This is a genomic window from Celerinatantimonas diazotrophica (assembly GCF_004339545.1).
GTDB classification, from domain to species: Bacteria; Pseudomonadota; Gammaproteobacteria; order Enterobacterales; family Celerinatantimonadaceae; genus Celerinatantimonas; species Celerinatantimonas diazotrophica.
Window position 1 is genome coordinate 15069 of the sequence record NZ_SMGD01000017.1, and the last position, 14928, is coordinate 29996.

Sequence of the window (14928 nt, forward strand, 5' to 3'; positions counted from 1 at the left end):
CTGTCATGAATCAAAGAAAACAACGCCAGTCAGCCGAGCAGTTTATTCATAACTTGCAAGGACAGTCTTTCCCTCAATCGCAAAAGGTTTATGTGCGCGGTTCCCGAGCCGATTTAAACGTGCCGATGCGTCAGATTACACTAACCCCAACGGTTACTGAGCAAGGCTCGCGGCCGAATCAAGCAGTCTGCGTATACGATACATCCGGAAGTTATGGTGATCCGGATGCACAGATTGATGTGCGTAAGGGGCTCATTCGAATTCGCCAGAATTGGATTGATGAACGTGCCGATTGTGAACCACTGATGCAAAAGAGCTCCTTGTATACGCGTCAGCGAGATGAAAATCAGGGGTTTGATGCGATTCGCTTTACCAATAAAGCCTTACCCATACGAGCCAAACTTGGGCATGTGGTGACACAGCTGCATTATGCGCGAGCCGGAATTATTACGCCGGAGATGGAATATATTGCCATTCGTGAAAATTGCGCACGCGATAAAGCTCGTCAAGATGTTCTCTTGCAGCAGCATGCTGGTGAATCTTTTGGGGCGGCAATTCCAGATGTCATCACCGCCGAATTTGTACGCTCAGAAGTGGCGCGGGGACGGGCGATAATTCCCGCAAATATTAATCATCCAGAGTGCGAACCGATGATCATCGGGCGCAATTTTCTGGTCAAGGTCAATGCGAATATTGGCAATTCAGCGGTGAGCTCTTCCATTGAAGAAGAGGTTGAAAAACTGGTCTGGGCAACTCGCTGGGGCGCTGACACGGTCATGGATTTATCGACAGGCCGACATATTCATGAAACTCGTGAATGGATTATTCGCAATAGCGCGGTGCCTATCGGTACGGTTCCGGTGTATCAGGCTTTGGAAAAAGTAAATGGTGTGGCTGAGGATCTCAATTGGGAGATGTTTCGGGATACACTGATCGAGCAGGCTGAACAAGGGGTCGATTATTTCACGATTCATGCCGGCTTACGTTTAGCTCATATTCCTCTGACAACCTCAAGAGTGACGGGGATTGTTTCTCGTGGCGGCTCTATCATGGCTAAGTGGTGTTTGGCGCATCATCAAGAGAACTTTCTTTATAGCCATTTTGCTGAGATTTGTCAGATCTGTCAGCGCTATGACGTGAGCCTGAGTTTGGGAGATGGATTGCGTCCTGGTTCGGTAGCGGATGCCAATGATCGTGCTCAGTTTGCCGAGCTTGAAACGCTCGGTGAACTCGCCAAAATTGCCAGCCAGCATGAGGTGCAAGTAATTATCGAAGGTCCGGGGCATATTCCAATGCAATTAATTAAAGCCAATATGGATAAGCAGCTGGAGGTTTGTAATGAAGCGCCGTTTTATACACTGGGCCCATTGGTGACAGATATATCGCCGGGGTATGATCATATTTCATCCGGCATTGGTGCGGCGATGATTGGCTGGTATGGTTGTGCCATGCTCTGCTATGTCACCCCCAAAGAACATTTGGGATTACCCGATAAAGATGATGTGAAACAGGGACTGATTGCATATAAAATTGCGGCACACGCCGCCGATCTCGCCAAAGGGCATCCAGGTGCCCAGATCCGCGATAACGCAATGAGCCTCGCGCGTTTTGAGTTTCGTTGGGAAGATCAATTCAATTTGGCTTTAGACCCTGATACCGCTCGCAGCTACCATGATGCGACACTACCGCAGCAATCTGCCCGAACGGCTCATTTTTGCTCCATGTGTGGTCCTAAATTTTGCTCGATGAAAATTTCTCAAGAGATCCGCACAACCCATTTTGACTCGAAAGAAATAGCAGTGACAGAACTTGCCAAAAGCGATGAGAAAGCGCGCGGACTGCAAGAAAAATCTCGGCAATTTCGAGCCCACGGGAGTGAAATTTATCTCTCTGCCGCCTCAGGAGATGACCATGAATAAGCAAAAACCATTGATGTGGATTATCGCCGGTCAAGATTCTAGCGGTGGTGCTGGTATTGTCGCTGATTTGCTGACTACCCATGATTTTGATGTCACCCCTTCGGTTGTGATCAGTGCCTTGACTGCACAAAACTCCCAGCAGTTGCTGGGGGTTGAACCCTGTTCGGTTGATTTTTTTAAACTGCAGTTTGATGCGATCGCCATGTTGCAACCGTGTGCGATTAAAGTGGGCATGTTGGCTAATTTAGAGCAGGTAGATGTGTTAACTCAAACGTTGCATCAGCTCAAGAGACAACAACCGGATCTGAAAGTCGTGATCGATCCGGTTTTAGTTAGTAGTAGCGGTTACAATCTGGGGGATGTTGAGCGAGTCGCTCGATTTGATAGATTGTTTGCTGAAGCTGATTTAATTACGCCAAACATCCCAGAGCTGATGACGCTAACTGATACTTCAATCCACTCGCCCGAAGATTTGGTCAAGGCTGCCCAGCAACTGGCGCAACGTTGCCAGTGTGCGGTTCTAGCCAAAGGTGGTGATAGTTCATTTGGTGAGCGTTGTGTGGATGTGTTGTGTCATTTTGGCAGCGAACTCGTATTATCTGCCCCCCGAATTGACACTGCGCATAGTCATGGCACGGGTTGTAGTTTATCGTCGGCTATCGCGGCAATGCTGGCGCATGGGTATTCCCTGTTTGATGCAGTGGTTGCGGGCAAAGCCTATATCAGTCGCGGCTTACGCCTTGCTGTGGGGCAAAACTCGTTGCCCGGCGCTGTGGCGCATTGGGGGCGAGCCGACCAATTTGCAGATTATCCCGTGATTGAGTCATCGAAAACTGAGATAGGGCGACGTTATAGCGCTCTTTCCAACTGGCCAGTTGCTCCGCAAACTGCATTTGCCCGTCTGGATGAACAACCCGGATTTTATCCGCTTGTCGATTGTTTTGAATGGGTTGAGAAGCTGTTGCACGCGGGGGTTCGCACGCTGCAGCTGCGTATCAAAGAGATGGCTCCAGCCGCTCTTAAGCACTGTATTTTTCAAAGTGTGCAGTTAGCCAAGCAGTATCGGGCCCAGTTGTTCATTAATGATTATTGGCAACTAGCGATAGAAGCAGGGGCGTATGGTGTGCATCTAGGGCAAGAGGATATCGCGGCAAATGCGGTCGACTTGGAAGCGATCGCCCGTGCTGGAATACGGCTGGGCGTAAGTAGCCATGGTGAATACGAGTTGCTTCGCGCCCTAGCGCTTAACCCCAGTTATGTGGCGATGGGACAGGTTTTTGCGACCCAGAGCAAAGTCATGCCAAGTGCCGCGCTTGGATTAACGCGATTTCGCCAGCTTTGTACGCTGGTGGATGATTGTCCGATTGTGGCGATTGGAGGCATTGATCTTGACAACGCCCGGCCAGTTATTGAGGCTGGTGCTGATGGTTTAGCGGTGGTGAGTGCGCTTAGCCAAAGCCATGCTTATTTAGAGACCATTGCTAAATTTAATGACATCATAGGAGAGTAGGATCATGGGCGACTCACAATTAACGGATGCTCAGCTCAAGCGATATAGTCGTCATCTGTTATTGGCTCAGGTGGGAGAAGCCGGACAGCTTAAATTAGCCAATGCATCTGTTTTGATTGTGGGGATGGGCGGGCTCGGCGCGCCCGCTGGATTGTATTTAGCGGGAGCTGGGGTTGGCAAGTTGGTGTTAGCCGATGATGACATTGTCAGTGAATCAAACCTGCAGCGCCAAATTGTCTACAGCGAAAAACAATTGGGGCAGAGTAAAGTGAATGCTGCCCGAGATCGATTGCAGGCACTGAATCATGATATCCATATTCGACCTGTACAGCGCCGCTTAAGTGAGCAGATTCTGCAGATGGAAGTCATGCAAGCTGATGTGGTGCTAGATTGCTCTGACAATATTCAGACCCGCTATGCGCTCAGTGATACTTGTCAAAAATTAAAAGTGCCGTTAGTCAGCGGTGCTGCGGTTGCCTTTGATGGGCAACTGATGGTGTTTGATTTTCGCCAACCCGATAGCCCTTGCTATCGATGTTTATTTCCGCAAGCCAGTGATGCCGTTCTTAATTGTTCGACTGCCGGAGTGTTGGGGCCATTGGTCGGGGTGATAGGCTCGCTGCAGGCGCTGGAGTGCATTAAAATGATATGCCAAATTGAGTCTGCAGCCGTTGGTCGATTCAGCAGCTTTGATGGCTTAAGTGGTGAGTGGTTTCATCTTCAGATGCAAAAACGGCCTAACTGTCAATGTTCTCAATAATAAATGTCGACTACCGAGGCTAGTCGACGTCTCTATGAGCCGTTATAGTGGCTACTGGTTACAATGACTCGTTTAGCTTGCATGGAGGACTTTGCCTTATGAGTGGTGAAAAATTATTTAGTTGGAGCCATTTTTCGATTTGCCAATCGTTACAACGTTACCCTGACGGATGTGAGCGAGAAGTGACCCGTATGGAACATCCCGGTGCGGTGGTGATTGTGCCAATTGGGGGGCAAGGGGAGTTTGTTCTAGAAAGACAATATCGGGCGGCGGTGGATCGTTGGTTGTTGGAGTTTCCGGCTGGCACGATGGAGCGTGGGGAAGATCCGCTTGAATGTGCGAAACGTGAGTTAGCCGAAGAGGTTGGTTTAGCCGCGCAGCATTGGCAAAATCTAGGAACCATGTTACCTGCACCTGGATTTTGTAATGAGGTGCAACATCTGTTTCTTGCTCAAGAATTATCGGTGGTTTCGGCCAATCCTGATGAAGATGAAATTATTGAGATGCAGCGTTTCAATCAGCGTGATTTAACCGAGCAAATTCGTTCCGGGGCTGTCATCGACAGTAAAACAGTTGCAGCTTTTTACCGGACCTTGTTAGCTCTCGCTGATTAATTCGATTCATACAATGAATGGTTTAAGGCTCGTGAGTCAAGTTATCTGAAAGCTCAGTAAATAGTCTGTTTTATCACAAATTCATGAATGACCGCTAGGTGGCTATTAGGCCCGTTCAGTGTTGTTTTCATTGCCGAATTAAAAGGAACTTTGTGTCTATTTTGCCACTTATCATGCCATTATTTATTTTGGCGATTATAGGTTGGGGGTTTGCTAAAACTAATCGCTATCTGCCGGTTGGTTGGTCAAAAGGCGTGAATGCATTGACCGCGCGAGTATTGGTCCCTTGTCTGTTATTTCTTGGAATGTATCGCCACGGGTTACCGGGACAGCAGTCCTGGGGAATTTTGTTATCGTTTTACATCGCTTTGTTGCTGCTTTTCTGGTTTTTATATTTTGTGCAAAGTAAGCAAAAAGAACGGGCTCCAATTGCCTTAGCCGGGGCATTTTCAAACCTTGTTTATGTTGGTGTACCCGTAGTCAGTAACCTATTTGGTGAACAGGCTCTTTCTTATTTATTCCCGATCGTTGCATTTCATAGCTTAATACTCTTTTCACTTTATTATTTTGCCGATTCATTAGGAAATGAAGGCAAAATACAGCTCAGCGTTTTAATGAAACCACTGAAAAATCCAATCGTGGTTAGCCTGTTGCTAGGTCTTATTGCGAATCTCATTCATATTTCATTACCAAAAATGCTCATTAATACGTTAAGTATGGGCGCCAGAGCCGCTTTGCCGTGTGCTTTGATCGTCATGGGGGCATCGCTTGCTGATATCAGTTTTAAGCACGGGAAATGGCAAGTTGTCTTAATTCTGGTGGGAAAGTTGCTCATCCTGCCATTTTTGGTCTTAGTGTTGAGCCATTTTGTTTTTGCGATGCCTATACGGATTACGTCTGTGCTGGTGGTGATGGCAAGTGGTCCAGTTGGCATTAACGCCTATGTCGTGGTTCGCAGTAATGGTGGCGATGCCCCAACGGTCAGTTCAGCCATTTTACTGAGCTGCTGGTTGAGCATACTGGCTTGGCCCTTTTGGCTATGGGTTATTCATCAATTAGGGACGGCTTCTTTGGGGGGAATTTAACTCTCTAGCACCTTGCCTGAAGTGTTAACGATGATGCCACATTGATGGTATGAACTTGCAGCGTTTGACCATCAATTGTTGCCACCTAGTCGCCGATTTTCTTATACACCACTGTCAGCCAATCGATCAAGCAAGCCTGAAAGGCTAACAATGTGTCTAGACTGTCCCGTACCATTGAAAGTTGATCGGAATTTGCAAGTGGTACTTTGCAAGGAAGCTCTCACGTGGCATTTGCCACTCAACTTAACGTTATGTGTCTGTGAAAATAAAGAGTCTCTTTTATGGATGAACTAATTGAGAAAGGTTTAAATTTAATTAAGTGCATTGAAAGTACCCTCACAGCTTATGACATCAGATCCAGTATAAATGAGAAATTAAGTTGGGAACTCGTGGGAGTGCAAGGTATGGTTGAAGAACTTAACGCTCATTCATCTTTAACATATGAGCTGAGCCCCCTTGATTTAAATAGAGATTGGGGAGCCGCCATGGTCGAGACTTTGCCTGAGCTATTTGCCATGGTTTTTGAATTTCGAACTGCTTATGAAAATAAAAAACTAAATCAATAAGAGACATTTGAATTCATTGAAAACACGGATCAGCAATTTTAATAGGTGTATATAAAGTCTGGCATGCTGGGTTTGAAACGCTTTTGGTGATTTCGGTGTTGATGCTCTCATGGACGGTTATAGTAGTGCCATGTCTAAAAGTGGGAAAGTGAAGTGGATTTAGAGTTAGATCACGTTTTTATCCTGACCAAACACCCTAAAGAAGCGGGTGACCTCTTAGTCTCTATGGGGCTTGATGAAAGCTTTAGTCGAGACCATCCGGGGCAGGGGACTGCAAATCGTCGATTTGTGTTTTCTAATGGAATGCTTGAAATACTATATGTTCGTGATAGCGAAGAAGCTAAGCATGGTCCCGCTAGAAATTTGAGATTTCCTGAACGGATACAAAAAGAAAATGCATCGCCATTTGGCATCGTTTTGACTCGAACTTGTGGTTCTGAATTAGATAGGCCGTATAGCGGTTGGACATATCAACCCGATTATTTTGAGCCGCCCAATGCATTCCATGTTGGCGATAATTCTGCAATATTGGAAGAGCCTTTATCTATTTATGTGCCTTTTATTGCTCCAGTTACCAGAATTGCAGAAATAGGAACATTTAAGTCCATTAGTCGTGTGCGGATATCTATCCCGCTCAAGAAAATGTCAGAGACACTGAGCACATTACAATCGGCTGATAGACTTGAGCTTGAGCTTGGTGCTGAACACATGATGATACTTACGCTTGATCATGGCCGTTGTGGGTTAGCAAAAGACTTGCGCCCAGTTTTACCATTAATTATCCATTGGTAGCCATGTCAATGTAACAAGTGGTTACGAACGAGGAGCCGGCGCGCGCTGTTTTTTAGCCTAAGAGATTCGCCTTATAACCATAAGGATGAGTGAGTGAAAATAACAATTTTAGATGACTATCAGGACGTGGTTAAAACTTTAGATTGCTTTGCGTGCCTGTCAGGTCATGATGTAACGGTTCTGAATAAGCCCCTCACGGAAGCCGAGTTAGTTGCTAAGCTCAAATACACCGAAGCACTCGTGTTAATCCGCGAGCGTACCGTTATTACTGAATCGCTACTTTCCCAATTGCCATCTCTTAAAGTGATCAGTCAGACGGGTAAAGTTAGTAATCACATTGATGTCTCACTGTGTGAGAGATACGGTGTTAAAGTCCTCGAAGGTCGTGGTTCCCCAGTTGCTCCTTCTGAGTTGTGCTGGGCGCTGCTCATGGCCGCCAGTCGTCATATCCCGACCTATGTTTCTAACCTTCAAAATAACCAATGGCAAAACTCAGGCAAGCTTGGATTAGGTCGCACTTTGAAGGGTTTAAAGCTAGGTATTTGGGGTTACGGTAAAATCGGGCAACGCATTGCCCAATACGCAAAAGCCTTCGAAATGTCAGTGGTGGTTTGGGGGAGTGAAGCGTCTCGAAAACTCGCCCTTGAACATGGCTTTGAAGCGGCGGCTTCCAAGCAAGCGTTCTTTTCGAATGCAGATATTGTATCGCTTCACTTGCGTCTTAATGACGTAACGCGGGGATGTGTGACAGCACAAGATTTAAGCCTAATGAAACCAGATTCGCTATTTCTAAATATCAGTCGTTCAGAGCTGGTCGAGACCTCAGCACTTTATAATGAGCTTCTCGTGGTTCCAACGAAACGCGCCGCTGTAGATGTGTTTGATGATGAGCCAGCATCGTTGGCTAATGAACCGTTGCTTTCGTTAGCCAACGTTACCGCTACACCCCATCTAGGGTATGTAGAACAAAACAGTTACGAGCTGTACTTCAAAATAGCATTTGAGAATATTTTAGCTTTCGAACAGAGGACCGTATAAATATCAGCCACGATGAAATCGGCAATCAGGAATGTGCTGAAACAGAATATTGCCTATTTTTGCCGTTCTTAACAAAGGCGTTAAATAGCAAAGAGGACGATGAGTATGTTTAGCAAGCTTTTTATATGGCAGAAAGGTCGTCAAAAGAGCGGCTATGAAAAAATGCTTTTGGCTCGTGCTTTATGGCCTATCAAATTTGATCTGTATTTGCTCAAGTTCCCTGAGGGGGGTGAGGTTCCAACTCACACCGATGATGTGCAAAGTGGTCGGCATTACCGGCTCAATATTGTTCTCAAGCACGCCAAGTCCGGCGGCCAATTTATTTGCGAAACTCCGATTTACTGTACTAATCGAATCAAGTTTTTCCGGCCCGATATTAGTGAACATTCAGTCACTCCGGTGACTTCCGGTAATCGTTACCTGCTGAGTATCGGCTGGGTTCGAGGCCTAAAATAGCCTCGAGCAGCGGGGTTCTTATATGGTGCTCTTACGACTTTGCACGGTATTTTTGCCCATGCCTCATTGCCTTTGCTGGAAGCGTTGTTCATGATGTCACACTGATTTAGTGGTTAATATTAAAATATGTGATATAAATCACAAAAATTGATTAAAATATTGTTTTTCCTAGCGTCTTTATTAAGTAACAGATATGTTTTTTAGGCTTTTAATTCGGCATCCGATCTCCCGAGAGAGGCCGATATGATTGATAATCAGGCTTAAAAGGCCAATAACGAGAGACGTACGATATGGGTTTACAAGAAAAGAAATTGATGCGCTCTATCGAAGAAGAGCACGTAGTGGAGTTTAAAAACGACGTTAAGCAGGCTCTGGCAGCAGACATTGATGTGAGCTTCGACTGGGACAGCTTCACAAGTGCCGACGAGATTAAATTTGTACCAACTTACGCCTTGCACCGTGTCAGATCAGCTTTTCAGACCTTGGCAGCAGATCCAGATGCCAAAGAAGAGATCATCGCTCAGATTAAAACCCTGCATATTAAAAATCTGACTGATAACGCAGAAGAAAACAAAAATATGAGCATTGCTGATGGTGTTTTCTCTATCGAAGTCGGTTTTGGTGGCAACCACAATTGTGTTTTCAATGATCTAGCAATTCGCGAATATCTGGAAAACAACCTCTGATAACCGTTTAGGTTTCAGTCTCCTCTGAGCCGTTGGTGCAGAGGAATTCCTCTGTCTTGTTTACCTTCTCCCTGAACTTCATGGCCCAGGCCCACTTATCTGCCGATAAGTCGCGAAAATTCTGACGCCGTCAGGATGCTCTTGCTGTCAAGCTTTCGATTTAAATTTTACCGCTTAATATGTGATCCGACGACTCGAACGAGCCAGCGCTGGATGAGAAAGTCCTGAAAAACTTCGCATTGCTCATGGGCCAGCGTTTACCCCAGTTGGATTGACGAACATGATATAAAACTGCAACCAGCATTTCTGGTTGCAGTTTTATACTACCCGTTGGCGGGCCGTCGTTAGCTGCTGATATTTGAACTCTGAAAGAGTATATATGCATCGTGGACGCCTTGTATGAACATCTGAGCGCCGATGATGGTTAGGATCAGGCCCATTAATCGGGTTGTAATACTAACCCCCGCTTCGCCTAATTTTTCAATCAATTTGGCGCCATACAAAAAGCAAACGAAAGTAATGAGGCACAGTAAAGCAAAGGCAACAATGGTGATAACAATATGCAGCATTTGTCCAGATGCTGAGTAGTTCATCGCGGTGGCAATGGTGCCGGGCCCAGCCAGAATAGGCAGTGCTAAAGGCGAGATGGCAATATCTTTGTCAGCATCAGGCGTGTTTGTTGAATGAGAGTGAAGCTTAGAAGCGCTTCCATGTAACATCTGATAACCAACGATAAATACTAAAATACCACCAGAAAGTCGTAATGCAGGCAAGGTAATGCCAAAGACTTCGAAGATCCCTTTTCCCAGCAAACAGAAAGCGGTGATGATCACAAAAGCCGTGACCAATGCTTTAATCGTCGTTTTTTTCCGCTGCTGCTGATTTTGGTTAGCAGTCATTCCAATGAATACGGCGGTATTCGCGATAGGATTCATCATGGCAAAAAATCCCATAAAGACAGTGATAGCCATCGTCGTTATATTGTGCATCATGAGCGGAATTCGCTTTATTTGATTGATAGATGAAGTAGGTACCATGTTTTATAGTGATTTGTCTATAAATGTATTCGCATTTGTGGGGTGGTATTTGCTAATTTATTGCTCAATATGAACTTGAGATGTTTGCTAAAGTCTGGTCCGTTGAATGTTGCGATTTTGCCAAATAGCTGCATTGGGATGGCTTTATAGCTCGATTCTAGTGAGGTTAACGGCTAAAAATGGAGAAAATATGCGAGTCCAATTCTTAGAGAAAAACGCTGATTATCAATCAGTCTTGGCGGTGTTGTTGCAACTTCGGCCAAATTACAATCTAGATTCATTGTCTGCGCAAATCGAAAAACAGCGGGCGCAGGGATACCAAGTCGTCTATGTTAAATCGTCTGAAGGGATACTGGCTGTTGCCGGTTTCAATGTTGGTGAAAAGCTGGCGTGGGGTAAATATGTTTACATCGACGATTTAGTGACGAACAGCGAGTTCCGTTCACGAGGGGTGGGGAATTTTTTGATCAATTGGTTTAAAGCGTATGCCATAGCAAATGGCTGTGAGCAAATTCATTTAGATTCGGGTGTTCAGCGTTTTTCGGCGCATAAATTCTATTTTCGTGAAAGCTTCAAAATTGCCAGCCATCATTTTTCAATCGTTGGCCTCTCAAACAACCGTTAATGGTCGTGGCAATTTAAATGCTGCACTGCTTGGTAATTATAGTGTAAATTCTTTGTTAGTTTTAATTGCAAAGGAACAATTATGGCTGATATTTGGTCTTTAATTTCAATAGGTTTTGCGTTCTTCTTTGTGGCGGTTTCGCCAGGGCCTGCAACTATATCCAATGCAACCATCGCTATGCGCAAAGGTAGAAAAGTAAGTCTTGTGTATGGTGCAGGGCTTTCGATGGGACTTTTGTTGTGGGGGGTAGTTGCCGCAAGTGGATTCGGGGTCATTTTACAAGGTTCGGTCTATCTGCTAATGCTGCTCAAAATTATTGGAGGCATTTATCTTTTGTGGTTAGCGTACCTTTCGTTTAAGTCATCTTTTAACTCAAAAGTGACCATCTTGCAAAGTGAGGCTAAAGAAACAAGTTATTTCAAATGGTTTATGCGAGGCTTTATTTTGAATTCATCTAACCCTAAAACGATCATTGCCTGGATGGTCGCATTATCTGTCGGGATGGGGGCAAGCAGCGATGTATTCTTTTTAATTTCAGCGGTGTTCGTATGTATGTTGGTTGGTTTTCTGGTCAATGCTTTGTATTCAGTGTTGTTTTCTCTTGATGGTGTGATGAATGCTTATCAGAAAATTGGTCATTGGGTTGACCGTTTTGCCTCTGGGATGTTTACGCTATCTGGCTTAGGCTTATTATGGTCTGCCTTTAGTCGCAATTCAGCATGAAGCAAATCAAGTGCTATAACGGATAAATGGCTCGTGGTGGCGCGCAATTTTCGTGCTGAGTACAACGGCATTGATGTAGGTGAATATGAGAGAAATTATCATCAGAAACATGAAAGATCGTTTTAATGTTCTAAATGAACTGGCGAAGTCTTTAACGCAAGAGCAATTTTGTTCAAAGCTAGATGTGCCCAAGTCTAAAAGTGTAGAAGAGCACCTTTGGTGTATTATCGGTGCTCGTGAAAGTTATTTTAGGGCATTATTGGCAGGCCAGTGGCAGGGGTTTCATTGCTCTTTAGCAGACGACAGTGATCAATCCAACTACGAAAGAGCGTTGCAGGAAACCCAAGCTAGATTTGATCGCGTCCTCTGTGATGTTCATTGGTCTGAAAGTACAGAAAAGCTACTGGCCAGTCTTTACGAGCATGAGGTGATGCACGAAGGTCAAATGATACGATTAGTCTATGGGTTGGGCTTAGAAATGCCTCAATCAAGTCAGTGGGCTTAACATTCGTCATCCGTGGGGGTTGGGCATCTGTTTTGTTGATGTTTGCCGATAGCCACTGATATTGCGTTTTGTTTCAAAGGATCAATATGTACCAAGTGAAAGCTGAGATTCCATCGGTTAAGGAATATATCGAAATTCGACTTGCGGCAGGCTTGTCGCGAAAATCTGAAGAAGCCGCTGCAATAGCGTTACCCAATACGATATATGGTGTGACTGTTTATTGCGCTGAGCAAAAAGTGGGGATAGGCCGAATTATCGGCGATGGCGGTTGTTTCTTTGAAATAACCGATATAGCGGTATTACCTGCGCATCAAAGTGACGGTGTTGGTCGAATGATCATGGAACACCTAGTTAATTGGCTTAAGGAGAATGCGCCGAAGACTGCCTATATAAGCTTAATGGCTGACCATGGCACGCCTGAATTTTATGCGAAGTTCGGATTTAAGAAAGCTGAAATGCCCCAGTCATGTGGCATGTCAATGCGCATTTTATAAACTGAACGAAGACATATTTCGCGTCTATGTGTCTGTGGCGATGGTGTCATCTTTAACGGTCATTTGCTACGTTAGAGCTTTGCGTTGTGGCGCGTTAAGTTCAGGTCAGCCGTTCGGTTTTAAACTATGCGAGCAGTTTTCAGGAAATAAATAATGGATCACAACGAATTTAATCAATTTTGTCGTGCTCTGCCCGCCACCACTCATGTGGTTCAGTGGGGCAACTCAGATGTTTGGAAAATTGGCGGTAAAGTCTTTGCCATTGGCACGCGGAGTAAAACCGGTGAGCCAGCGTTTACGTTTAAAACCTCGGCATTGAACTTTGAATTTCTACGTGAGTATGAAGGCTATATTCCTGCACCGTATTTTGCCAGCCGAGGCTTGAAATGGATCCAACAAGTGGAAACATCAGGACCCTTGGATGATGATTTAAAATATTATCTATCAGAGTCTTATCGGATTGTATCGGAAGGCTTGAGCAAGCACCAGCAAATAGAATTGGGGTTGCTTTAGAGTGGTTTGAAGCTGTAATTATCGTCACTTCCCAAGTAAAAAGTCTATTCATAAAGGAATGGTCAGTGACCTCATTTAGCTGTTAGCAAATATATCTATGGGCGATCAACAACGGTTATGTTCCGGGGAGCGAAAATGACTTTCAGCTATAGACGTTTAAAAAGTGACGATGCTTTATCTTATCGTCATATCAGGTTGGAAAGTTTGAAATTATATCCAGAGTATTACGGATCGAATTATGACGATGAGCTTAATCAACCTGAATTGTTTTTCGAAAGCCAGATTAAAAGCGCGAGTCCTGAAAATATCATGATTGGGGCATATAGAGATAATATTTTAATCGGTTTGTGTGGGCTCATCACAACCGAAGGCAATCAGTTTTTAATTGTACAAATGTATGTGAGAGCTGAATTTCAAGGCAACGGAGTTGGTCAAGGATTGTTGTCTGAGGCAAAGTCTCAGCTGATACAACATAAACGGTCTAGTTTAGTTTTAACTGTTTATGAAGAAAATAAATCTGCTTTAGATGCTTATTCTCGTGCGGGCTTCACCGCCATCTCTCGTGATGGTAAAGAAATAACCATGAGCTACCAACCATGAATGCTGTCGTTAACATAAGAACTGCGTTAATTTGAACCTATTTTTGCTGTGCCTAAGTTACAAAATTAAACTGATATCCGAAGAGATATTGCTGATCATTTCTCTTGCGCTTTCATCCCGAAGTTGAACAAGAATAATGAATAGTAAATCGGTAATGACATTTTGAGCCGTGCGTGACGCAATGGCTGAACTACGGTGCTCGGTTTCATCTGCGATGGTATCGAATGTCATGTCTGCCATCTGTCTGAGCCGACTTTTAGCCAGTGAGGTCAGAGCAATGACTTTCGCACCTTGTTCTTGTGCCGCTTCGGCGGCCACTAATATCTCTTTACGATCGCCAGAAAAAGAGATAGCTATTTGTACATCTTGTTCTGTCAGTGTGCGGGCCACCGCTATTTGCACGTGGCTGTCCTGTTCGACGAGCGTCGTGATGCCGAGTTTGAGCAATTTATAACTGAGGTCTTTGGCCGTTAGCGCCGAACCGCCAATACCGACAATCTGGACGCGGCGAGCGTCATTTAACCACTGAACCGCTTGATGGCATGCTTGTATCGAGAGTGCATTAGTGGTGTGGAACATGGCCTCGGTTTTGGCTTTCACGAGTTTCTGAGCAATCACTGCCAGCGGATCGTCGACAAGAATATCGTGATGTAACGGTGTGCTTTGCATGGCTTGCTTACGACCAATCTCTTCAGTTAATGCTAGTTTAAATGCACTATATCCTTTATAGCCTAATCGCTGGGTAAATTTCACAATACTCGACTGGCTGACGTGTACCGTTTGTGCCAACTCTTGGCTGGTTAACTGGGCAGCTTGCAGCGGGTGCTCCACAATCCAATCGCCAATTTGGCGACCACTTTTCGATAATAGAGTCCGTTTTGAGACAATTTTATGGACGACAGTCATGTGAGAACCCCATGCAAATGAAATAAATTATTCCATTTGAGAAATAACAATAAATATAAACAACTAATTAAAATAACAGTTATTTTCAATGGTAAATGC

18 protein-coding genes are annotated in these 14928 nt (G+C 44.8%); 16 read left to right on the plus strand and 2 right to left on the minus strand.

The window, feature by feature from the left end:
* The first annotated feature begins 5 nt into the window (after positions 1 to 5).
* The 10 genes from thiC (at position 6) to EV690_RS15780 (ending at position 9426) form a co-directional block, all read left to right on the plus strand.
* Positions 6 to 1919 (plus strand): phosphomethylpyrimidine synthase ThiC, encoded by a 1914-nt coding sequence (thiC, locus tag EV690_RS15735; RefSeq protein WP_131913976.1) that lies wholly within the window; start codon positions 6 to 8, stop codon positions 1917 to 1919.
* A complete protein-coding gene (gene thiE / locus EV690_RS15740; protein ID WP_165872783.1) occupies positions 1912 to 3429 on the plus strand; it encodes a thiamine phosphate synthase in 1518 nt (505 codons plus the stop codon). Before thiC ends, thiE begins: the two co-directional genes overlap by 8 nt.
* A 4-nt stretch (positions 3430 to 3433) precedes the next feature.
* Entirely contained in the window at positions 3434 to 4189 is a 756-nt protein-coding gene (locus EV690_RS15745; protein WP_131913978.1) for a HesA/MoeB/ThiF family protein, read from the plus strand.
* Between the two features lie 98 nt (positions 4190 to 4287).
* Positions 4288 to 4803 (plus strand): NUDIX hydrolase, encoded by a 516-nt coding sequence (locus EV690_RS15750; protein WP_131913979.1) that lies wholly within the window; start codon positions 4288 to 4290, stop codon positions 4801 to 4803.
* 152 nt (positions 4804 to 4955) lie between these two features.
* Complete coding sequence (locus EV690_RS15755; protein ID WP_131913980.1) at positions 4956 to 5888, plus strand: AEC family transporter; 933 nt, start codon at positions 4956 to 4958, stop codon at positions 5886 to 5888.
* Positions 5889 to 6169: 281 nt separating this feature from the next.
* Entirely contained in the window at positions 6170 to 6454 is a 285-nt protein-coding gene (locus tag EV690_RS15760) for a hypothetical protein (protein ID WP_131913981.1), read from the plus strand.
* A 153-nt stretch (positions 6455 to 6607) separates the two neighbouring features.
* Complete coding sequence (locus EV690_RS15765) at positions 6608 to 7246, plus strand: VOC family protein (RefSeq protein WP_131913982.1); 639 nt, start codon at positions 6608 to 6610, stop codon at positions 7244 to 7246.
* 93 nt (positions 7247 to 7339) lie between these two features.
* Positions 7340 to 8284: a D-2-hydroxyacid dehydrogenase family protein gene (locus EV690_RS15770; RefSeq protein ID WP_131913983.1), complete on the plus strand. Its 945-nt coding sequence runs from the start codon at positions 7340 to 7342 to the stop codon at positions 8282 to 8284.
* 99 nt (positions 8285 to 8383) lie between these two features.
* A complete protein-coding gene (locus EV690_RS15775) occupies positions 8384 to 8740 on the plus strand; it encodes a 2OG-Fe(II) oxygenase family protein (RefSeq protein WP_131913984.1) in 357 nt (118 codons plus the stop codon).
* A gap of 290 nt (positions 8741 to 9030) precedes the next feature.
* Entirely contained in the window at positions 9031 to 9426 is a 396-nt protein-coding gene (locus tag EV690_RS15780; protein WP_131913985.1) for a hypothetical protein, read from the plus strand.
* Between the two features lie 344 nt (positions 9427 to 9770).
* On the opposite strand, the gene EV690_RS15785 is transcribed toward EV690_RS15780, so the two are convergent.
* A complete protein-coding gene (locus EV690_RS15785) occupies positions 9771 to 10415 on the minus strand; it encodes a MarC family protein (protein ID WP_131914151.1) in 645 nt (214 codons plus the stop codon).
* A 238-nt stretch (positions 10416 to 10653) separates the two neighbouring features.
* Here EV690_RS15785 and EV690_RS15790 point away from each other — a divergent pair, with 238 nt between their 5' ends.
* From EV690_RS15790 to EV690_RS15815, 6 genes are all read left to right on the plus strand, one after another.
* On the plus strand, positions 10654 to 11088 hold the full coding sequence (locus EV690_RS15790) for a GNAT family N-acetyltransferase (protein ID WP_131913986.1): 435 nt from the start codon (positions 10654 to 10656) through the stop codon (positions 11086 to 11088).
* Positions 11089 to 11169: 81 nt separating this feature from the next.
* Positions 11170 to 11811, plus strand: a complete 642-nt coding sequence (locus EV690_RS15795; RefSeq protein WP_131913987.1) for a LysE family translocator — start codon at positions 11170 to 11172, stop codon at positions 11809 to 11811.
* 85 nt (positions 11812 to 11896) lie between these two features.
* On the plus strand, positions 11897 to 12316 hold the full coding sequence (locus tag EV690_RS15800; protein ID WP_131913988.1) for a DinB family protein: 420 nt from the start codon (positions 11897 to 11899) through the stop codon (positions 12314 to 12316).
* Between the two features lie 86 nt (positions 12317 to 12402).
* Entirely contained in the window at positions 12403 to 12810 is a 408-nt protein-coding gene (locus EV690_RS15805) for a GNAT family N-acetyltransferase (RefSeq protein ID WP_131913989.1), read from the plus strand.
* A gap of 153 nt (positions 12811 to 12963) precedes the next feature.
* Complete coding sequence (locus EV690_RS15810; RefSeq protein WP_131913990.1) at positions 12964 to 13323, plus strand: MmcQ/YjbR family DNA-binding protein; 360 nt, start codon at positions 12964 to 12966, stop codon at positions 13321 to 13323.
* A gap of 135 nt (positions 13324 to 13458) precedes the next feature.
* Positions 13459 to 13923, plus strand: coding sequence for a GNAT family N-acetyltransferase (locus EV690_RS15815; RefSeq protein ID WP_165872784.1), 465 nt, complete (start codon positions 13459 to 13461; stop codon positions 13921 to 13923).
* A 57-nt stretch (positions 13924 to 13980) separates the two neighbouring features.
* Here the strand turns inward: EV690_RS15815 and EV690_RS15820 are convergent, their stop codons facing one another.
* Positions 13981 to 14829: an SIS domain-containing protein gene (locus EV690_RS15820; protein ID WP_131913992.1), complete on the minus strand. Its 849-nt coding sequence runs from the start codon at positions 14827 to 14829 to the stop codon at positions 13981 to 13983.
* Between the last annotated feature and the right edge of the window lie 99 nt (positions 14830 to 14928).